Annotated in this window: 22 protein-coding genes; 10 read left to right on the forward strand and 12 right to left on the reverse strand. The window is 67.5% G+C overall.

Annotation, left to right across the window (positions count from 1 at the left end; translation table 11 throughout):
- Window positions 1-104: 104 nt before the first annotated feature.
- The 4 genes from E1202_RS01640 to E1202_RS01655 all read right to left on the reverse strand — a co-directional run bounded on the left by E1202_RS01640 (window position 105) and on the right by E1202_RS01655 (window position 3,540).
- Complete coding sequence (locus E1202_RS01640; RefSeq protein WP_408006067.1) at window positions 105-959, reverse strand: GGDEF domain-containing protein; 855 nt, start codon at window positions 957-959, stop codon at window positions 105-107.
- A gap of 268 nt (window positions 960-1,227) precedes the next feature.
- Window positions 1,228-1,623 (reverse strand): hypothetical protein, encoded by a 396-nt coding sequence (locus E1202_RS01645; protein WP_235877544.1) that lies wholly within the window; start codon window positions 1,621-1,623, stop codon window positions 1,228-1,230.
- Between the two features lie 9 nt (window positions 1,624-1,632).
- On the reverse strand, window positions 1,633-2,787 hold the full coding sequence (gene dusB, locus E1202_RS01650) for a tRNA dihydrouridine synthase DusB (RefSeq protein WP_132680474.1): 1,155 nt from the start codon (window positions 2,785-2,787) through the stop codon (window positions 1,633-1,635).
- Between the two features lie 126 nt (window positions 2,788-2,913).
- Window positions 2,914-3,540: a superoxide dismutase family protein gene (locus E1202_RS01655; RefSeq protein ID WP_132680475.1), complete on the reverse strand. Its 627-nt coding sequence runs from the start codon at window positions 3,538-3,540 to the stop codon at window positions 2,914-2,916.
- Between the two features lie 425 nt (window positions 3,541-3,965).
- On the opposite strand from E1202_RS01655, the gene E1202_RS01660 reads away from it, so the two are divergent.
- Window positions 3,966-4,265: a hypothetical protein gene (locus tag E1202_RS01660; protein ID WP_132680476.1), complete on the forward strand. Its 300-nt coding sequence runs from the start codon at window positions 3,966-3,968 to the stop codon at window positions 4,263-4,265.
- Between the two features lie 21 nt (window positions 4,266-4,286).
- On the opposite strand, the gene E1202_RS01665 is transcribed toward E1202_RS01660, so the two are convergent.
- A complete protein-coding gene (locus E1202_RS01665) occupies window positions 4,287-4,658 on the reverse strand; it encodes an ArsC/Spx/MgsR family protein (protein ID WP_132680618.1) in 372 nt (123 codons plus the stop codon).
- 197 nt (window positions 4,659-4,855) lie between these two features.
- Complete coding sequence (locus tag E1202_RS01670) at window positions 4,856-5,134, reverse strand: hypothetical protein (protein ID WP_132680477.1); 279 nt, start codon at window positions 5,132-5,134, stop codon at window positions 4,856-4,858.
- Between the two features lie 115 nt (window positions 5,135-5,249).
- Between E1202_RS01670 and folP (E1202_RS01675) the strand changes: the two genes are divergently transcribed.
- From folP (E1202_RS01675) to folP (E1202_RS01685), 3 genes are all read left to right on the forward strand, one after another.
- The gene (gene folP / locus E1202_RS01675; protein WP_132680478.1) at window positions 5,250-6,116 is read left to right on the forward strand and encodes a dihydropteroate synthase; all 867 of its coding nucleotides are present in this window, start codon (window positions 5,250-5,252) and stop codon (window positions 6,114-6,116) included.
- Window positions 6,116-6,862: a pyrimidine reductase family protein gene (locus tag E1202_RS01680; RefSeq protein WP_132680479.1), complete on the forward strand. Its 747-nt coding sequence runs from the start codon at window positions 6,116-6,118 to the stop codon at window positions 6,860-6,862. Before folP (E1202_RS01675) ends, E1202_RS01680 begins: the two co-directional genes overlap by 1 nt.
- 151 nt (window positions 6,863-7,013) lie before the next feature.
- Window positions 7,014-7,829, forward strand: a complete 816-nt coding sequence (folP, locus tag E1202_RS01685; protein ID WP_132680619.1) for a dihydropteroate synthase — start codon at window positions 7,014-7,016, stop codon at window positions 7,827-7,829.
- 370 nt (window positions 7,830-8,199) lie between these two features.
- Here folP (E1202_RS01685) and E1202_RS32010 read toward each other — a convergent pair whose 3' ends face one another.
- Window positions 8,200-8,640, reverse strand: coding sequence for a hypothetical protein (locus E1202_RS32010; RefSeq protein WP_235877547.1), 441 nt, complete (start codon window positions 8,638-8,640; stop codon window positions 8,200-8,202).
- Window positions 8,641-8,957: 317 nt separating this feature from the next.
- Here E1202_RS32010 and E1202_RS01695 point away from each other — a divergent pair, with 317 nt between their 5' ends.
- Window positions 8,958-9,983 (forward strand): LCP family protein, encoded by a 1,026-nt coding sequence (locus E1202_RS01695; RefSeq protein ID WP_132680480.1) that lies wholly within the window; start codon window positions 8,958-8,960, stop codon window positions 9,981-9,983.
- A gap of 227 nt (window positions 9,984-10,210) precedes the next feature.
- Window positions 10,211-11,731 carry a serine/threonine-protein kinase gene (locus tag E1202_RS01700; protein ID WP_132680481.1) on the forward strand — a complete coding sequence of 507 codons (1,521 nt, stop codon included), beginning with the start codon at window positions 10,211-10,213 and terminating at the stop codon, window positions 11,729-11,731.
- A 930-nt stretch (window positions 11,732-12,661) separates the two neighbouring features.
- Here E1202_RS01700 and E1202_RS01705 read toward each other — a convergent pair.
- Window positions 12,662-13,195: a CGNR zinc finger domain-containing protein gene (locus E1202_RS01705; RefSeq protein ID WP_132680482.1), complete on the reverse strand. Its 534-nt coding sequence runs from the start codon at window positions 13,193-13,195 to the stop codon at window positions 12,662-12,664.
- Window positions 13,196-13,257: 62 nt separating this feature from the next.
- On the opposite strand from E1202_RS01705, the gene E1202_RS01710 reads away from it, so the two are divergent.
- A complete protein-coding gene (locus E1202_RS01710) occupies window positions 13,258-13,896 on the forward strand; it encodes a LysE family translocator (protein ID WP_132680483.1) in 639 nt (212 codons plus the stop codon).
- A gap of 687 nt (window positions 13,897-14,583) precedes the next feature.
- Here the strand turns inward: E1202_RS01710 and E1202_RS01715 are convergent.
- Window positions 14,584-14,832, reverse strand: a complete 249-nt coding sequence (locus tag E1202_RS01715; RefSeq protein WP_132680484.1) for a hypothetical protein — start codon at window positions 14,830-14,832, stop codon at window positions 14,584-14,586.
- A 343-nt stretch (window positions 14,833-15,175) separates the two neighbouring features.
- Entirely contained in the window at window positions 15,176-15,376 is a 201-nt protein-coding gene (locus tag E1202_RS01720; protein WP_132680485.1) for a hypothetical protein, read from the reverse strand.
- A gap of 95 nt (window positions 15,377-15,471) precedes the next feature.
- Here E1202_RS01720 and E1202_RS01725 point away from each other — a divergent pair, with 95 nt between their 5' ends.
- Window positions 15,472-15,657, forward strand: coding sequence for a helix-turn-helix domain-containing protein (locus E1202_RS01725; RefSeq protein ID WP_132680486.1), 186 nt, complete (start codon window positions 15,472-15,474; stop codon window positions 15,655-15,657).
- Window position 15,658: 1 nt separating this feature from the next.
- Here E1202_RS01725 and E1202_RS01730 read toward each other — a convergent pair whose 3' ends face one another.
- The gene (locus E1202_RS01730; RefSeq protein WP_235877549.1) at window positions 15,659-16,330 is read right to left on the reverse strand and encodes an HAD family hydrolase; all 672 of its coding nucleotides are present in this window, start codon (window positions 16,328-16,330) and stop codon (window positions 15,659-15,661) included.
- Window positions 16,327-17,172 (reverse strand): winged helix-turn-helix domain-containing protein, encoded by an 846-nt coding sequence (locus tag E1202_RS01735; protein WP_132680487.1) that lies wholly within the window; start codon window positions 17,170-17,172, stop codon window positions 16,327-16,329. Before E1202_RS01735 ends, E1202_RS01730 begins: the two co-directional genes overlap by 4 nt.
- A gap of 139 nt (window positions 17,173-17,311) precedes the next feature.
- On the opposite strand from E1202_RS01735, the gene E1202_RS01740 reads away from it, so the two are divergent.
- Window positions 17,312-17,671 carry a hypothetical protein gene (locus tag E1202_RS01740; RefSeq protein ID WP_165943703.1) on the forward strand — a complete coding sequence of 120 codons (360 nt, stop codon included), beginning with the start codon at window positions 17,312-17,314 and terminating at the stop codon, window positions 17,669-17,671.
- A 293-nt stretch (window positions 17,672-17,964) separates the two neighbouring features.
- Window positions 17,965-18,198, forward strand: coding sequence for a hypothetical protein (locus E1202_RS01745; RefSeq protein ID WP_132680489.1), 234 nt, complete (start codon window positions 17,965-17,967; stop codon window positions 18,196-18,198).
- Window positions 18,199-18,290 lie beyond the last annotated feature (92 nt).

Consider the following 18,290-nt stretch of genomic DNA (forward strand, 5'->3'; position numbering starts at 1 on the left):
GCACGATGCTACCGGCCCACTGGTCTGTTACGACTAACCGTGCTAAGCCAGATGATCGGTATGCGCGGAATCTGAAAGCACCCTGTGTCCTTGATTGATCGCCATCAGTAGCCGGCGGCTCTTCTCCCCGCCTCGGTGACGCGCTCGCCCGCGGCCCCGGCCAACCGGATCTCCGCGCCCTTGCGGTACGCGACGGCGTTCCGGCCGGCCCGCTTCGCCGCGTACAGCAGCGCGTCGGCCGAGATGAGCTGCTGCTCGCCCGAGACGTGCCCGCCGATTCCCTGCTCGTGCGCGATGCCGATGCTGATGGTCACGCCGAGACCGGGCGCCATGGTCTCCCACGGGAAGTGCTCCACCCGCTGCCGGGCCGCCTCGCAGACCTGCACCGCGGAGTTGGGCAGGATGTGCGGCAGCACCAGCACGAACTCCTCACCGCCGTAGCGGGCGCAGAACGCGCCGTCCGGCAGCGCCTCCTGCAGCAGGTCCACGACGCGCTGCAGCACCCGGTCCCCGAACAGGTGTCCGTAGGTGTCGTTGACCAGCTTGAACCAGTCCAGGTCGATCAGCGCCACGGCCATGCCCTCGCCGGTCATGGAGTTCTCCGTGACCAGGTCCGCGAGACGTTCGTCGAGGTAGCGACGGTTGTAGCTGGCGGTGAGGCTGTCGCGCAGGCTCTCCTCGCGCGCCTTGGCGTGCTCCTTGCGCAGCAGTTCGACCTCGCTGCGCAGCTGCTCGGGCACCGCGGGCTTGTCCGAGGACATCATGTCCAGCGCGGACCGCAGGTGGTGGTACGCCTGCCGCCACTGGCCCCGGGAGGCCAGCAGGCGCGCTATGGACTCGTGCAGCTCCGCCATGCCCGTGCCGTTGGCGACTTCCTCACGGCTGCGAGGCGTGGGCGGTTGCGGCAGGTCACCGCCACCGGAGTGCGGGTCTTGCCCGGCGTACCTGTTGCGGATCACGTCGACCACCTCCCGTCCGCGCTGTCGTCATCTGACGGAACGATCATGCCGGTTGGACTCGCCCCACGTCTCAATTCGCGCGATCGGGTGACAACGTCGGCGATCGGAGACCGAGCCTTCGGCTCCTAGGTGTGTACCGGGCGGAGGGGCGGATGTGGAAGCGAATCGGTTCGGACCCACCCGCACGGACGAGCAAACCAGTGTCGGTTTCATATCACCGCCCTGCAACCGCATCGAGGTGATCGTGGCCGCATGTCGAGATTTTCGGTTATTGGGGACAGGGTGCGAACCCGAAGGTCCGCCCGTCGAGGACCACGAGGTGTTGTGACCCGATTTGATGACCGGTGGCGCTGCCGTTCACGCGGGTGGTGACTTCGACGCCGATCGCCCAGACCTCGCCGCGCGGAACCACCCCGTCGGCGGTGAATCCGGGGTCGGGCCGCAGCGTGCTCCAGGCGGGGTCGAGCTGGACCGTGAGATCGCCGAGTTCGCACGTGCTGTCGGTGAAATCGGGGTGCTGCGAGCGGCGGAAGAACTCCTGCTGCGCCTGCGGACCGGCTGCCGCGGCGGCGTTGTTGTCCGCGAAGTAGCCGCGGAAGTCCGGCTGCTGCGGGGCCGTCGCACACCCGGTCGCGCACAGCGCGACCAGGAGCGGCCAGACCACTCGCACGGGTCAGCCGCCGCTGGAGTCGATCTCCGCGCCCGAGGGCACGGTGAGGTCGTCGGGGTCGTCCAGCCAGCCCTCCGGCAGCACGACCTTGCCCGCCGATCCCTGCCGTCCGCGCGGTCCTTCGGCGTCGACCGGGAACGGCACGTCCGGGTCGAGCTGAGCGAGCAGGTCGTCGAGCTGCGCGAGGCTGGAGACGAGGCCGAAACCGTGCCGCAGATCCGATCCCACGGGAAATCCCCGCAGGTACTGCGACATGTGCTTGCGCAGGTCCCGAAGGCCCTTCTCCTCACCCATGTGGTCGGCGAGCAGCTCGGCGTGACGCCGCAGCACGCGCGAGACCTCGCCCAGGTTCGGGCCTTCCGGCACGGGCCGTCCGGTGAACGCGGCCTGCAGGTCGCGGAACAGCCACGGGCGTCCGAGGCAGCCGCGGCCGACGACCACGCCGTCGCAACCGGTTTCGGCCACCATTCGCAGCGCGTCGTCGGCGCTGAAGATGTCGCCGTTGCCGAGCACCGGGATGGAGGTGACGTGTTCCTTGAGGGTGCGGATCGCCGACCAGTCGGCGGTGCCGGAGTAGCGCTGCGAGGCGGTCCGGCCGTGCAGCGCGACGGCGGCGGCACCGTTGTCCTCGGCGATGCGACCGGCGTCGAGGTAGGTGATGTGCTCGTCGTCGATGCCGATGCGGAACTTCACGGTGACCGGGACCCCGGCGGGCTCGGCGGCGTCGACGGCGGCGCGCACGATGTCGGCGAACAGCCGCCGCTTGTACGGCAGCGCCGATCCGCCGCCCTTGCGGGTCACCTTCGGCACCGGGCAGCCGAAGTTCATGTCGACGTGATCGGCGAGGTCCTCCTCGACGATCATGCGCACGGCCTTGCCCATGGTCACCGGGTCGACACCGTAGAGCTGCATCGAGCGCGGGTGCTCGTCGGCGTCGAAGGTGATCATTTCCAGCGTCTTCGGGTGCCGTTCCACCAGCGCGCGGCTGGTGATCATCTCGCACACGTACAACCCGGCGCCGTACTCCCGGCACAGCCGCCGGAACGCGACGTTGGTGATCCCCGCCATGGGCGCGAGCACCACCGGCGGATCGACCTCGTGGGGCCCGATCCGCAGCGTCTTGGCGCCCGTCGCGGCGGGCAGGTCCAGAGCGGTCATCGCACCCATTGTCCCTGACGCCGAACCTCGATCACCCGTGACCTGCGTCGCGGTCGTTTCCGCGCCCGGAAGCGCGGGAAGGGCACCCACCTGCCGGCGAGTGCCCTTCGCGGTGCTTCAGGCGGCTCAGAAGTCCGCGGAGATGCAGGCCAGGCGCCCGCCCGCGGAGCCGGCCTTGCCGGGCTCGGAGTGGGTGTGGGTCTCGTGGATGACGACCGACTGGGCGTCGTCGCGGGTGGCCAGCGCCCACGTGCCCTCGGCGGTGGCGGTGCCGTTGCCCTGGGCGTCGGTGTGGAAGTCCAGCCAGACCTCGTTCTGCGGGTTGGCGAAGGCCGGGTCGACCGAGGGCTTCACCGGGTCGGCCTTCTCCTGGTAGTGCGAGCCGGCGTCCTCGCCGGTCGGGCCGCACGGCTTGACGTGCACGTGCGCACCGTAGGCGCGGTTCGGCTGCAGGCCCTTGACCTCGACGGTCACCTTGCTCTTGCCGTCGGCGTTGGAGGAGGACACGTTGATCTGCCCACCCACCGGCACCTGGTCCGGCTTGTAGGTGATGGCCTTGGCGGCCGGCGAGAAGTTCTCGAACGTCCCGGAGGTCTGCTTGCCCGCAGCGGACTGCCCCTGGGCGGGAGCCTGCGGCGCGGGCTGGTGCTGCGCGTGCTCGGCCGATTCGCCACCGCCGCAGCCGGCGAGCAGTGCGCCGGCGGTGCACAGGCCCGCGATGGAACCGAACAGTCGCGTCCGCTGCTGAAGCATAGGTATCTGTCCTTAGTGGTTGCCGACGTATCGGCGCTGTTTCTGCCCGCATGAACGGTTTTGGCATATTCAGGTGAACGCCTGCTCAGCGGCCGTGCGGGCAATCCCTTCCCTGGGCTTTGATCCTATGTGCCCAAGGTTGCGGTCCGGCATCACCCGGGCCACGTGGAATCCCAACTTCCGGTTACGGGGAGAAGTAGCCCCAGCTCGGCACGATCAAGCCCTCATCCGGAGCGGTGCTCGTCACGCTAGGCGGCGAAGGATCCACATTGGACGAGACCCGGCGTCCCAGCGGGTTCCGGCCGATGCCGGTCCCGCTGCTCCGTTCGGCCCATCGCTGTGGCGGGCGTTGCGGGCGGGGTGCGATGTGCCTAATGTGTTACTCGAAGTAACAGGTTCTCTCGGCGTCTCCGGAGGAGGTTGCGGTGCCGGTTCCCGAAGCGTTCTCGAAACTGGTCGACAGCACGGTCGCGCAGACCACGAGGTTCTACGAGCAGGTTCGCGAGGACACCGCCGAGCACGTCGCGCGGTTCTCCGGGCGTGCCGCCGGCTGGGCGGATCAGGCCGGTGCCGCGACGGCGGAGTTCACCGAGGACGCCGCGACCAAGGCGGCGGCGGTGAGCAGGACCGCGGCGGACCGGGTCGCCCACGCCACCAGCGGCCTGGCCGACAACGTCGGTGAGCGCATCATCCGCGTCGGCGAGCGGCTCAGCCGCCGCGACTGATCCGCCGAAAACCCTCGGTGGCTAAGCGTTCTTCTCGGCGCCCAGGACGCGGCTCACCGATTCCGGGTCGCGGCCGACGACGGTGGTGCCCTCGGACGCGGTGATGATCGGCCGCTGGATCAGCTTCGGGTTCTCGCTCATCAACCGCAGCCAGTCGTCGCGGTGCTCGGCGTCCTTCGGCAGCTCCCGGAGCCCGAGCTCCTTCGCCACGGCCTCGCCGGTCCGCGCGATGTCCCACGGCTCCAAGCCGAGCCGCCCCAGCACGGCTTCGAGCTCGGCGACGGACGGAGGGTCTTCGAGGTAGCGCCGCACGGTGTACCCGGCCCCGGCGGCGTCGAGCTCGCCAACGGCGGAACGGCACTTCGAGCACTGCGGGTTGACCCAGATCTCCATCACGGCCCCACAGTACCCAGACCGCCCGCCCGCACCCCCTGATGCCCTTTGTAAGCAGCGAGAACGTCCCGCACACCCCCGATCTCGCGGATAGGAACTGCCGTCGTGCGGCTCCGTTCAGGCCCGGGACCACAGGTTCTGGAGGGCGGTGTTGACGGTTTCGGGTTCTTGGACGTGCGGGTAGAGGCCGGGCACCGTCAGGAGCTCCGCGCCGATCCGCTCGACGAGAACCTGGGCGGCGATGGCGAGCGGTTCGCCCGCGAGTTGCCGTAGGAGGCCGGGGCGTCGGCCCAGTGGCCGACGATGACCATCGACCGCCAGGGCGCATCGGAGATCGGGCCGAGGTCGACCGCCGCGTCCCAGCAGGGCCGTTCGCCCATGCTCGTGCGAGCGGCGCGAAGGCGTTCCGACGTCGCGGGCGGGGTCGGCATCCCCACGCTCTCGGTGGCCAGCCGGAGGTACTGCTCGGCGGTCATGTCCGGCGGCAGCGACGACCCCGGAGGCGGTGGGTGAGCGGGCCGCTGGAGAGGCGCGGTTCGGTAGGCTCGGCGCGAAGCGGTACGCGCCGAGTTTTCCCAGATAGGGGGCTGGATGCTTGAGTTGGCCTTCCGGGGTCGAGCGGTGGTCAGCGATCGAGCTCTGATCATGGCGATCGTCAACCGCACGCCGGATTCGTTCTACGACCACGGCGCCACCTTCGAGGAAGACCGTGCACGGGCAGCCATCGCCGACGCCGTCGCAGAAGGAGCCGACGTCCTCGACATCGGCGGCATCCCGGCGAGCCCGGGGCCGGAGGTGACGGTCGAGGAGGAGATCCGCCGCGTGCTCCCGACCCTGGAGTGGAGTCGCGCGGAGTTCCCCGACCTGATCATCAGCATCGACACCTACCGGCACGAGGTCGCCGACCGCGTGTGCCAGGCCGGTGCCGACCTGCTCAACGACACGTGGCAGGGCTACGACCCCGAGATGCTCGACGTCGCCGCCCAGTACGGCGCCGGTTACGTCTGCTCCCACACGGGCGGACTCGAACCGCGCACCGATCCCTCGCGCCCGCAGTACGACGACGTCGTCGCGGACGTCATCGACCAGACGACGAAGCTGGCGGAGAAGGCGGTTTCGCTCGGCGTTCCCCGCGAAGGCCTGCTGATCGACCCCGCGATCGACTTCGGCAAGAACACCTACCAGTCGCTGGAGATCCTCCGCCGGCTGCCGGATCTGATCGACACCGGCTGGCCGGTGCTGATGGCGATGAGCAACAAGAACGTCGTGGGCGAAACGCTCGACGTGGAGCTCGACGACCGCGTGACCGGCACGCTCGCCGCGACCGCGCTCGCCGCGCAGGCCGGGGCGGTCATGTTCCGCGCGCACCAGGTTCGGCAGACCCGGCACACCCTGGAAATGGTCGCGAGCATCACCGGCGGGCGCGAGCCCTCGAACGTCGTGAGGTATCTGAACTGATGTACCGGTTGTGGCCGCCCGACGAGGCGGGGAACGTCGATCGCGCGGAGCTCGTGCGCCTCTACGGCTACCCCGAGGGCGAATCCAAGTGGCTGGCGGTGAACTTCGTGTCGAGCGCGGACGGTGCCGTCGAGGTCGCCGGACGCTCCGGCGGGCTGACGAACGCGGCCGACCGCGAGGTGTACCCGCTGGGGAGCGCGCTGGCCGACGTCATCCTGGTCGGGTCGAACACCGCGGTCATCGAGGAGTTCCGCGGCATCGAACCCGACGAGGACCAGGCCGAGCTCCGCGAGCGCCACGGCCTGGCGCCGATCCCCCGCATCGCGGTCGTCACGTCCGGCCGAACCCTCCCGCCGGACGCGCCGGTCATCACCGACGCCCAGGTCCCGACGATCGTGATCACCAGCGCTTCAGCGCCTCCCGAGCTGCGGGAGCAGTGGGAGGCGGCCGGTGCGGAGGTCGTGCTGGTCGGTGAGTCCGAGGTGGACCTCGCCGCGGCGACAGCGGCTCTGCAACAGCGAGGTCTTCGGCGGATCCACTGCGACGGCGGGCCGCGGCTCTTCGGTTCGCTGCTCGAAGCGGGCGCCGTCGACGAGCTGCGCCTGACGATCTCACCGCTGCTGGTGTCCGGAACGGCGGACCGGATCGCCAAGGGCACCGGCATCGACCCCGCCCGCCTCAGCCTCGCCTCGGTGCTCGCGCAGGACGACACCCTGCTGGTCCGCTACCTGGTCTCGAACAGCTGAGCGCTCCTCGCGGCGCGGCCGCTCTGGCAAACTGCCCGTAACGGGCTTTCCAGGCCCTCGCAGGAAGGAACGGGCATTGCGAGATCTTGGCTCCAGCGCGGTCGACCTGGTGTTCCGCGGTCGCCGAGTTGTTCGGGACCGCGCGTTGGTGATGGCGATCGTCAACCGCACGCCGGATTCGTTCTACGACCGGGGCTCCACCTTCGAGGAAGACGCGGCCAAGGCCGCGGTGGAGCGCGCTGTCTCGGAGGGCGCCGACGTGATCGACATCGGCGGGGTGACCGCGAGCCCCGGCGCCGAGGTCGACACCGACGAAGAGATCCGGCGCGTGCTCCCGACGGTGGAGTGGACCCGCCAGAACCACCCGGACGTGCTGATCAGCGTCGACACCTGGCGGCACGAGGTGGCCGACGCGGTCTGCCGCGCGGGCGCGGACATCATCAACGACGCCTGGGGCGCGGCTGACCCGCAGATCCTCGACGTGGCGGCGCACCACGGCGCCGGGTACCTGTGCACCCACGCCAACCGCGACCCCCGCGCCGAGCCGGTCCGCTCGGACTACGACGACGTCGTCTCCGCGGTCGTCGAGGAGACCACGCGCTTGGCCGCACTCGCCGAATCCAAGGGCGTGCCCCGCGAAGGCATCCTCATCGACGGCACCGGCTACGGGAAGAACACGGTCGACCACTTGGAACTGGTGGCGCGCGTGGAGGAGATCGTCTCCGCGGGTTGGCCGGTGCTGATGGCGCTGTCGAACAAGACCTTCGTCCGCGAAAGCCTGGACCTGGACGCCGCCGACAAGGACGAGCTCCTCACAGGAACCCTGGCCGCCACCGCGGTGGCAGCCCACGCCGGAGCGATCATGTTCCGCTCCCACCAGGTCCTGCCCACCCGGCGGACCCTGGAGATGGTGGCCTGCATCCGAGGCATGCGCCCCCCGATCCGAGAGCAGCAGTGGATCTCCTGACCCGGAAGTGCAAGAACCCCAGGCCGCACGGCCTGGGGTTCTTCGCTGAGCACCGTCCGTCCACGGTGGACTGTTCCTGACAACGCCTCCGGTCGCCCGCACCGCTGAAGGTGGGGCGTCTGACGGCGCTCGCCGGTACGGGCTGAGTCGCGAGCGACGCCGCCTTGGCGGGTCACCTCGGAGCTGGCGAGTGCCCACCGGCCGATGCGCTGGTGGGCCGGAATGCCGCGCCGGTGGACGGCGGTTCATCGATCGTCCAGAAGTCCGACCAAGTGGAGATTCCTTCTCCGGAATCATTTCCGGCGATCCGAGCCGGAACGAGCGGAATTCGCACTCCTGCTTTCGCCTCGAGCCTTCTGGTTTGCGGGTGTCAGCGACGGAGGGCTTTGATGATGAGCTTGCCGCCGACGGCCCAGACGAGGGCGGCGAGGGCGTAGTTGAGGACGACTCCGAGGATTTCGTCGTCGGGCGTGAAGACGTCGCCGAGGCCGAGGACGAAGACCTGCGCCATCGTGTAAATGAAGGAAACGAATCCGTTTCCCTGATTGGCGTCGAAGACCACGAAGAGCACGTGCAGCGTGAAGATCGTGATGACCACGCCCACGACGATGCGGATGATGTGGGCGATGCTTTCGCTGCTGTCGCTCCGGCGCCGGTCGTGCGGCGGCTCGTCGTAGTATCCGCCCTGGTGAGGCGGGTGCCCGGGCTGCTGCGCGTACGGACCCGGCTGCTGGGCGTACGGACCTGGCTGCTGCGGCGGGTAGGGGTGGCCCTGCTGGGGCGGCGGGCCGTAGCGCGGGTCGTAATTCATGGTTGCGGATTGTGTCCAGTTGGGCGGGGTTGAAACAACCCGTCGCTCTTACGGGTGTGGCGAGAGAAGGCTCACCGGAACTGGCGGAAAATCTGAATCCGAATCATTTCTCCATCGTGTGCTGCTGGGATGCCGGGTTTCTTGCTGCAACTAAATTGCACTTTGAGTGGATGGTTATCCCGGTGTGATGACTCTGTGTTCAGAACGTATGTCACCCATGTGGGCTACGCCCTACTTTCGTCGGTATTGCTCTGCGATGCTTCGCGCCGTGCCGTCGGGGGGCGGGTACGTGTCCGGCGATTGTTTCGGAAGGCGATATGACCTACGCACAGCGACAGCGTCCCTACGGGCCGCCGCAGAACCACCGACCGCGCCGTCGCCCGGGCCGCAGGATTCTCGCGGTCCTCGCGGTGCTCTTGCTGGTCCTGGTGGGTTTCCTGGTCTACGTGGACTTCTCGCTCAAGCGCGAGGACGCCATCCCGACCGATGGTGAACGCCCGGCCGATGGGCCGGGGACGAACTGGCTGCTGGTGGGCTCGGACTCGCGCGAGGGCCTGGACTCCGAACGGCAGGCCGAGCTCGGCACCGGCGACACCGGGGGTCGCCGCACCGACACGATGATGCTGGTGCACGTGCCGGCCGCCGGTGGCAAGCCGACGATGGTCAGCCTGCCGCGCGACTCCTACGTGTCGATCCCGGGCCAGGGCAAGGACAAGCTCAACTCCGCCTTCGCCTACGGCGGGTCGCAGTTGCTGGTCAAGACGATCGAGGCGAACACCGGGCTGCGCGTCGACCACTACGCCGAGGTCGGCCTCGGCGGGTTCGCGGACATGACCGACGCGGTCGGCGGCGTGGACCTGTGCGTGAAGGAGCCGATGCAGGACCCCAAGGCCAACCTGGACCTCCAGCCGGGCTGCCAGACGCTGGCCGGCCCGCAAGCGCTGGGCTACGTGCGCACCCGCGCCACCGCTCGCGGCGATCTCGACCGCGTGGAGCGGCAGCGCGAGTTCCTCAGCGCGCTGTCCGAGAAGGCGTCCAGCCCCGAGGTGTTCCTCAACCCGCTGCGGCTGTTCCCGCTGATCCTCAACACCTCCAGCACGTTCCTGGTCAACCGCGACGACCACGTGTGGCACCTGGGCGGTCTGGCCTTCGCCATGAACGGCATCGCCTCCGGCGACGGCATCACCACGACCGTGCCCTTCGGCGGCTTCGGCGAGACCGACGGAGGTGGGTCGGTGGTCAAGTGGGACAAGCAGGAGTCCCAGACCCTCTTCGAGGCGCTGGCTTCCGACTCCCCGGTTCCGCCCGAGGTCATCACCACCGCCGAGTCGATGGGCGGCTGAGCGGAGGGGAAGGCTCCCGCACGCGTCACCCGAGAATCCGGGTGAAATCAGCCAGTGAGGACCATCTTCACCAATCCGACCGGGCTACGCAGGATCGGCCGGGCCGACGCCCGCCGCGGATGGCGGTCACGCACCATCTCGGTCGCGGGCGTCGGCACCTGCCTTGGTGCCCCCGAAACCCGCTGCTACAGGCGCGGTTCGGGCAAGGTCAGCACGAAGGGCGACGAGTGAGCGAGATCGGCACGCTGCTGGCCGGCAGGTACCGCCTTCAACGGCAGCTGGGCAGCGGCGGCATGGGCGTGGTGTGGCTGGCCACCGATGAACTCCTGCACCGCCCGGTCGCGGTCAAACAGCTCCACGCCACGCACGGCATGGACCCGCGGGCCGCCGACGAGGCGCGGCAACGCGCCATGCGGGAAGGGCGGCTGGCCGCCCGCTTGCAGCACCCCAACGCCATCGCGGTGCACGACGTCACCGAGCACGACGGGCTTCCCGTGCTCGTCATGGAATACCTGCCCTCGCGCAGTCTCGCCGACGTCCTGGCCGAACAGCACCGCATGGCCCCGGACGTCGTCGCCGTCATCGGCTCCCAGGCCGCACAAGCTCTCGGCGCCGCGCACCAGGCCGGCATCGTGCACCGCGACATCAAACCCGGCAACGTGCTCCTCGGCGATGACGGCTCCGTCAAGATCACCGACTTCGGGATCTCGCACGCCGCCGATGACATCGCCGTGACCAGAACCGGAATCCTCTCCGGAACCCCGGCTTACCTGGCACCCGAGATCGCCCGCGGAAGTGCCCCCAGCCCGGGCTCGGACATGTACTCCCTCGGGGCCACCCTGTACACCGCCGTGGAAGGTCTTCCGCCCTCCGGCGAGGACACCGAGAACTCCTTGGCCTTGCTGCACCGCGTCGCCGCCGGTGTGATCCGGCCGACCGAACACGCCGGTTCGCTCGGACCCGTCCTCGACCGCATGCTCGACACCAACCCGAACCAACGCCCCACGCCGGAGCGGCTGCACGCGATGTTGCACGCCGTGGCCTCCGGGCAGCCTCTTCCCGCGGAGTTTGCGGCTCCCTTGGGCGACCGCACTCAGGTCATCGGCCGAATCCCGGGGCACACCACGACGGTTGTGCCGCCTCAGGGCGGTCACGGCACGCGGCTGGACAGCGCGCCCGTCGCCGCCTGGGACGAGTCCCCCGAGCGGCAGCGCAGCACCCGCGCAACTCGGCGCCCGCTGATCCTCGCCGCGCTCGCGGCCGTGGCGATCCTGCTGATCGCCCTCGCGACCACCCGGCTCTCCTCGGAAGATCCGACGCCAACGAGCGTTGCGCGCACGGCCTCGCCCGCCGAACTCGAACGCGTCGTCTCCGACTACTACGCCCTGCTGCCCCAGCACCCCGGCAACGCCTGGACCCGCCTCGGCCCGCAGTTGCGAGCCCAAGGTCACCAGACCTACGACGCGACGTGGGCGCAGGTCACCGACGTGGCCGTCTTCTCGCCCCCGGTCGCCACCGGCAACAACACCGTGCACGTCGGCATCGAGCTGACCCAACCCGACGGAACCCGCATCAAGGAGTTCCACCAACTCGGGCTGGTGGCCGACGACAGCGCGCCTCTGATCAACACCGACACCGTTCTCCACGCCGAGACCATCACCCCGCCGCCCCCGCCTGCTCCGACACCGACGAGGACCAAGGAGCAGGAAGGCAAAGGCGAGGAGGACAAGAAGGGTGAAGACGACTGACGGGGTGACCACGCGCCCGTGAGCACCTCCGGGGCTCGCGCCATCTGGTGAACCCCGCTGCTCAAGAAAGTCGCCACGCTCCCGGGTCGAGCGGTCCTGACCGCCCGCCAGGCGACCGAGGTGAGCCACTCACGGGTGTTGATGCTCCGAGGCGTGCGCTCGGGACGCGGTCGCGCGGCGGTGCCGAAGTGCTGGCCCTCGTGATACCCATCAAGGGACCGGGGAAGTGGGCGATCAACCGGGCATCGAAAGCAAAGAACCCCAGGCCATGTGACCTGGGGTTTTGGTGGGCCGCCAGGGGATCGAACCCTGAACCCGCGGATTGTCGATCCATGGTGGACAGTGCTTGTCGTTGTCTGACAGTACCTTTGGTTAGCTGCGTGGATGGCGATTTGGAAGTTCGCCTTGCCTGGCTTCATCTGCCGTCATCTGCGGCTGGTTCTTGGCAATTAATCGGCGAAATCTGCTGTCCCTTGCCGTGGCTTGACGGCCTTCGCGGGGACCAGCTGAGTGACCACCAGGCCGGGCCTGCCGGAGCGGTTCGTCAGCTCGAACGTGGCGAGCGCCCACCAGTCGCCAACGCAGGTCTGGTGCCAAGCTAGCAGGATGCCGGGGACTGTGGCTGAGATATCGATGCCGCCCGCTCGTACGCGGAGCGGGGTGTTGCCGTAGCCGACGCCGCGTTGGGGCGGTAGAGCCTGCACCAAGTGGACCCAGATGGGTTGCGGGGTGTCCGGCCGTCGCCGTGTGCCCTGCCAGCCATCGCCACCCTCGTTCGCCACCTGGTGCCCGCTCCGACGTGAAGTTTGGTCGGGTCGGCCAGAGAGGTGCAGTGACCGACCCGTGCCGAGCGTTCTGGATCTTCCCCATCCTCCCGCCCGACACGCTGAGGTTAGAACACGCGTGCGAATGATCGCCAGTTGGCGACTATCAGTTCTCCTCTGTACCCGGATTCGACTTCGCACGCAGGCGGTACGCGGCGACCTTGTGGCGGTTCAGGCAGGTCGATGAGCAGAAGCGCCGTTTGCCCGCTGGGGATGCGTCGGCATACGCGTCGACGCACTTGGCGCCATGACACGTTCCGAGGCGGGCCTGTTGATGGTTCAGCAGCCACTGCAATATGCATGTGGCCAGGGCCGCGGGGAGCACTTCGTTCGCCGCCTCAACCGTCCAGCGCAGACCCGTCTCGGACGCGACCGGCAAGGGCCGCGCTGACCGCAGGAGGTCGTTGAGTTCCTGGAACGCCCGGCCGTCCTGCGCGGAGGAGAACACCCGGAAGGTCGCATTCGCCGTAGCGACGAGGTCATCGGCATCGGGGATGGGCAGGTGTCTCGGCCACGCCAAGATCTCGATTGCATCAGGGTATGGCGCCTCTAGCTCGTCTGCGGCCGCGCGGGGGAGACCGGCGTACTCGTTCACGAACTCGACCACGCTGGGCATGTCGAGCGCAGGGACAGCAGGCACGAAATTAAGTGTAACCCTGACCTCCTATTCTTAGGGTTACACGGCTGGTAACCTGAAAAATCGTGTCTTCGGGTTACGAATGGGTGGACCTGAGCGTCCTGCCTGCCTTTCTCGCTGCCGTCGTCATCCTTCTTCTGGCACCGGGGCCTGACATGGCCTTCATCGTCGCCACGGGCTTGAGAGATGGCCGGAAGGGCGCGACGCGAGCCGCCTTCGGCATCACAGCGGGCGTCAGCGTCTACGTGGTTCTCACGGCCCTCGGTCTCGGCATGTTCCTCGCTGCTGCGCCGGGGGTGGTCGGCGCGATCCAGCTCGGCGGCGCTGTGTATTTGGCGTATCTCGCATGGGCGAGCTGGAGGTCCAGCGGGTCGGAGCCAGCGGCCTCCGCCGTCCCGTCGGCGGATGTGTTTCGGCGGGGGTTCGTAGTGAACATCGCCAACCCGAAGATCACGCTCTTCTTCACTGCATTTCTGCCGCAGTTCCTCGGCGACACCAAGGAGAATCCCGTTCTTCAGCTGCTGATGCTGGGTTTGATTCTTCAGCTACTCGGGCTCCTGGCGGATCTCGCGATCGGGTGCGCGGCGGGCGTGATCCGAGATCGGGTACTGCATCACACGCGGGTCAGGATGCTCCTGGAACGGCTCGCAGCAGGCGTCTACGGTGCACTGGCGACCGTCTTGCTGGCCGACACCGTTCGCTAAGCGCCCGTGAAAATGGACCACAAGCCGGTGAGCACCTTCGCGGCCGGCACTTTTGTGCTCGCTGGAGTGGTAAGGCGACCAGCTCGGCAGCGTGCCCAGCACTGTGCCCTGAGTTTGCCCAAGTGGGCGATGGTCTGTGGTGAGGAAACCGCGGTTGAGTTGGCCTGCTTCGGGTGTGCCCCTGCGGGGCCGCCTGTCACCGCTGGCGCCAGGGTGCAGCTGCCGACCTTTCCGCTTGCGCCCGGCCGCCGCCGCCTGGCCGGGACCGGCGAAGCCGCACGCCCGGCCAGGCGGCAGGCCTGGCCGGGCTCGCATACAGGAAGGTTGGCAGCTCCCCCTGGCTCGCATACAGCGGCAGGCGGCCCCGCAGGGGCCGCCCTTGATGAAGTAGAGAAAGTCTAAACACGCGGACCGCTACCGCAGGTCAGACGCAGGGGACCTTGAGCGTGTGACTATCGCTAGTTGTGGTCACCCGTCCCTGTCGCTTCGGCGGACTCGGGCTCCCGTGATCGCGTTGCCCACCGCGACCCAGGCGAACACCGCGGCACCGCAGAGCAAGCCCCACACGATGTGAAACCAGAAGGGCGGGCCATCGTCTTCGAAAAGCCATTGAAGGCCCCCGCAATCCACATCACCGAGGTCACCTTGAGCGCAAGTTGGTAACGATCCGCCCATCGACGTAACCGTTCATGCATCGCGGTCGCCCCGCCGGAACATGTGCCACCACGGTTTGCCTTCCCGCCGCAGCGCCCGAATGTGACCGGTGCCGATCACGATGGCTCCGATAGCCCATATGGCGAGCCACGCGAACCGAACTGATTGCGACTCAGACAGGAAGTACGGAAGCCATAACAGGACATACAGCGACAACACTGCACGTTCCCAGCGCATCGATGTCGGCCCAGACCACCACCAGGCTCGCAGCCGTTCACGCATCGCGATCACCCCGGCGGAGACGGACGTACCGCGCACCGGCAAGCACGGAGCCGAGCGCGCACAGAACGGCGACCACCCCGGCGAACACCGGATGACTGCCGTTCACCGCGCTCATACCGGTTCCGATCGCGCTCAGCGCGCAACCGGTCCCGCCGAACGCAACACTTCGCCGCTCACATCGGAGGTCCTGGTTCCGATTCACGGGTGGGATGGTCACCCGATTGGCTGATCATCAGCAAACGCGCCAGTTGCTCTCTGTGGGGCTTGTGATGCTCATCGCCTGGTTCTGTCGCGACCAGCAGTCGCCGAACTTCTGTGGGTTACCAATTGTCGTCGCCGCGGCTCACACCGGGCTGCGATAGCTGAGGGTCCGGAGGTGGGCGTGTTCGACGTGCCACGCCATGCAGTCGATGGCCGAAGCTCCGAGGTCGGCAAGCACCTTTCCGCAGTCTTCGCCACCAACTGGGCAGGTCCACCAGGTGCGCCCGTCGATGATGGCTACACCCAACTCGAGTCGCCAGCGTCCCACGCTGATTTCTGGCACGCGGCAATCGTACGCAAACGCGACATATGTGGGTATAGGTAGGCACTAGCGACATTCGACTAGCTTAGCGTCGGAATGCGGTTGAACGTAGGCGAGTGACCTCGAACTACGTCTCGACCGGCGACGCTGCGAAAGCGATCGGTGTTGACCGCCGGACGCTTCAGCGATGGGCGGCAGAAGGTGTTGTTGAACCTGCGCTCGTGACACCTGGGGGCCATCAGCGGTGGGACGTAGATGACCTCAAAGAGCAGCTGAGGAAGATGCGCCGGTCCGACTCCTGACTCAGGTCAGAGCAGATCCGTCGCCGAGAAGGTCGGTCATGTGCTCGATGATCGCTGACGGCCTGTGCGGGGTGAACCGGTCGCGCTTGCCCGGTTTGTTGGCATAGGCGATGACGGCTGTACCTGCGGCGTGCGCAGCTTGGATGTCTGTCGCCGAGTCGCCGACCATCACGCATTCCGCCGCATCCGCCGTGATGTTGGTGATGGCCTGCTGCAAGAGGAAGGGCGACGGTTTCAGCTCGGCGAGCTCGGCACTGGTCCTCGCCGACACCCCTTGGGCGAGTGCTTCAAGGCCGTTGGCGTGGAGGTACGCGCGGACTGCTGCCTCGGAGTTGTTGGAGACGATGACTACCGATAGTCCGCGGCGCTGTAGAGCTTCGAGAACGTCGGTTGCCCCAGGGGTGGCGGGAGCAACTGAGACCGCGCGGACTTCGAGTTGGCGCAGGCGTTCCTCGACCTGGGTCGCCAGGTCTCCGAACTGGGTGGCGTACTCAAGAACGTCGAACGGATCAGGGCTCTGCTCAATGCCTTCTGGCAGAGGCTCCGGGAAGAGCGCGCGGAGCTCGACGGCTACGTCCTGGTTGCTCATGCCGCCGAACACCGCGCATACCGGTCCGTCGAAGTCCAGCAGCACAACCCTGCTGCGGTCGAGGATTTCGGCAGCCTGGGTCATCGGGACACCTCCCGCGCGACGGTGTTCCAGATGCTGTCGAACCACATCTGCGACTGCTGGATGAACAGCGAGCTCAGAGACTCCTCATCAGGTTCGGCAGCGTGGTGGAACAGGGTGGCGTCCTTGCCCATGAGATCCCAGATCGGTGTATCGGCACCTTCCAGGTTCACGACGTGCTCGCGGACCGGGTAGTAGCCGAAGAACGCTTCGAGCTGGTTGATCAGGTAGAGCTTGAAAAGCGGCACGGCTGGGTAAACGCGAAGCTCTGCCTTGGCATCTGCGATCAGACCGATGCGCTCCATCTCATTGACCGCGTCAACGATGGCGAACGTGTGGCGCTCCATGATGCCGGCCGCGCGCTTGCGGAACTCGGGACTGTCGCCCATGTCCTCGACGCGGGCGGGAAGCGTCCACGGCACGTCCGTGTCCGGGACCAGGAGGCGCACGCGAACGAGCTCAGGACGTACGCGCCCGCTCCGGATCTTGTCGAGCGGTTCGGTCAGCGCGCCGTGGAGCGTCTCGCCTGAGAAACCCGCGAAGTCGATCCGCACCTCGGGCTCTTCGAACGCGCGCTCCAGGTGCGGACGCAGGCCGACGGGGCGTTCGGTTCGCTCCCGTACGTAGACCCCGCTCCCTTGGCGCGAGACCACGAGGCCTTCCTCGCGCAGGATCCGCAGCGCCTGCTGGATCGTCATCCGTGCGACGCCGTACCGCTGCGCCAGCTCGGATTGTGACGACAGCTTGTCGCCCGGCTTGAGCTTCTTCGTGAGGATTGAAGCTCGCAGCGAGTTCGCGACCTGCTGATACGGCGGCCGGGGGTCGTCCGGGTCAAGTTCTGTCATTTGCCCAGGTTAACGCAGCGTCCCTTGATCTGACTAGCCAGCCTGGCCAACTTGTTGACATGGCTAGCCAAGCTGGTCTAATCTGTACATGGCTAGCCAAGCTGGCCAACATTCAGAGAGATCAAGCGGAGGTAAGACAGTGCGAAACATCCCGGTCAACCTGCAGGGTCACAAGCTCATGATCACCGAGGCCCCGACGCTGAAGATGTTCGAGAACGACCGAGGCGTTTCCGAGGTCGTGACCGACCGGCAGGGCGTCCAGCAGTTCGTGGTGTCGCTGTTCGCCAAGCGCAAGGCTCAGCCCGGCGAGTTCGCGGGCAAGGGCGAGGAGATCAAGGTGACCCTGACCGCCGACCCCGGCGAGGGCTTCGAGGAAGGCGCCTACGTCGAGCTCATCGACGCGACGGTCAGCTACTGGGAGCGAAACGGCCGCTCGGGCCTGTCCTTCCGGGCCCACGGCATGACCCCGGTCGGCGCGCAGGTCTCGGCCGCCGCCTGACTGAGCCGCTGATCCTGACCGTTTCGTTCTGATTTTTTCTAAGCCGATTCCGGCTGCTTGTTGTTTGAGAATTCCATAGTGGGCCGAGCTATGCCCAAAACCGGTAGGAATTGCACCGGTAGGGCTTTATTGACCCCCGGCCGTCTGCGGATGTTCCGGGGGTCTTTATGGCCTTCGGGAAAGGAGATTTTGGAAATGTCGCTCAAGTACTGCCCGGCGTGCCACTGCGACAAGTGGCTCTACCGGCACTCGCACGACCAGTACTGCTCGGATCGAAAGTGGGTGGTGTACCTGTGAACAGTCTTCAGAGGGATCAGGCGCTGGAGGACCTGCGTCGGCTCTCCACAGAGCTCACAGAGGCCTTCGGGACCGCTGGCGACGTGGCATACGCGGTGGACGTTCCGGGTGGGCCGACCGCGTGCGGCGCTGACATGCACGAGGTCACGAGCCAACTGCTCGCGTCGCTCCAGACCGTTGTGACCGTCATCCGCAGGGTTGAAGAGCAGGAGGGCGAGAGCGATGAGTGAGCTGTTCAATTCGCCGATCGGTTTTCACGGTTCGGGCTGCGTCGGCGGTCGGTAACCAGGTTTTCCCGGGAACGTCCCGGGTGAAAGGAAGA

Origin of the sequence: Saccharopolyspora karakumensis (assembly GCF_004349225.1) — a bacterium.
GTDB classification, from domain to species: domain Bacteria; phylum Actinomycetota; class Actinomycetes; order Mycobacteriales; family Pseudonocardiaceae; genus Saccharopolyspora; species Saccharopolyspora endophytica.

Bases quoted from the DNA above. Each gene is read 5' to 3' on its own strand.
- folP (WP_132680619.1), top strand. From the start codon at position 7,014: ATGGCGATCGTCAACCGCACGCCGGATTCGTTCTACGACCGGGGCTCC.
- folP (WP_132680478.1), top strand. From the start codon at position 5,250: ATGCTTGAGTTGGCCTTCCGGGGTCGAGCGGTGGTCAGCGATCGAGCT.
- E1202_RS01665 (WP_132680618.1), bottom strand. From the start codon at position 4,658: ATGGAGATCTGGGTCAACCCGCAGTGCTCGAAGTGCCGTTCCGCCGTT.
- E1202_RS01730 (WP_235877549.1), bottom strand. From the start codon at position 16,330: ATGACCCAGGCTGCCGAAATCCTCGACCGCAGCAGGGTTGTGCTGCTG.
- dusB (WP_132680474.1), bottom strand. From the start codon at position 2,787: ATGACCGCTCTGGACCTGCCCGCCGCGACGGGCGCCAAGACGCTGCGG.
- E1202_RS01680 (WP_132680479.1), top strand. From the start codon at position 6,116: ATGTACCGGTTGTGGCCGCCCGACGAGGCGGGGAACGTCGATCGCGCG.
- E1202_RS32010 (WP_235877547.1), bottom strand. From the start codon at position 8,640: ATGAATTACGACCCGCGCTACGGCCCGCCGCCCCAGCAGGGCCACCCC.
- E1202_RS01655 (WP_132680475.1), bottom strand. From the start codon at position 3,540: ATGCTTCAGCAGCGGACGCGACTGTTCGGTTCCATCGCGGGCCTGTGC.
- E1202_RS01715 (WP_132680484.1), bottom strand. From the start codon at position 14,832: ATGCGTGAACGGCTGCGAGCCTGGTGGTGGTCTGGGCCGACATCGATG.
- E1202_RS01670 (WP_132680477.1), bottom strand. From the start codon at position 5,134: ATGACCGCCGAGCAGTACCTCCGGCTGGCCACCGAGAGCGTGGGGATG.
- E1202_RS01695 (WP_132680480.1), top strand. From the start codon at position 8,958: ATGACCTACGCACAGCGACAGCGTCCCTACGGGCCGCCGCAGAACCAC.
- E1202_RS01735 (WP_132680487.1), bottom strand. From the start codon at position 17,172: ATGACAGAACTTGACCCGGACGACCCCCGGCCGCCGTATCAGCAGGTC.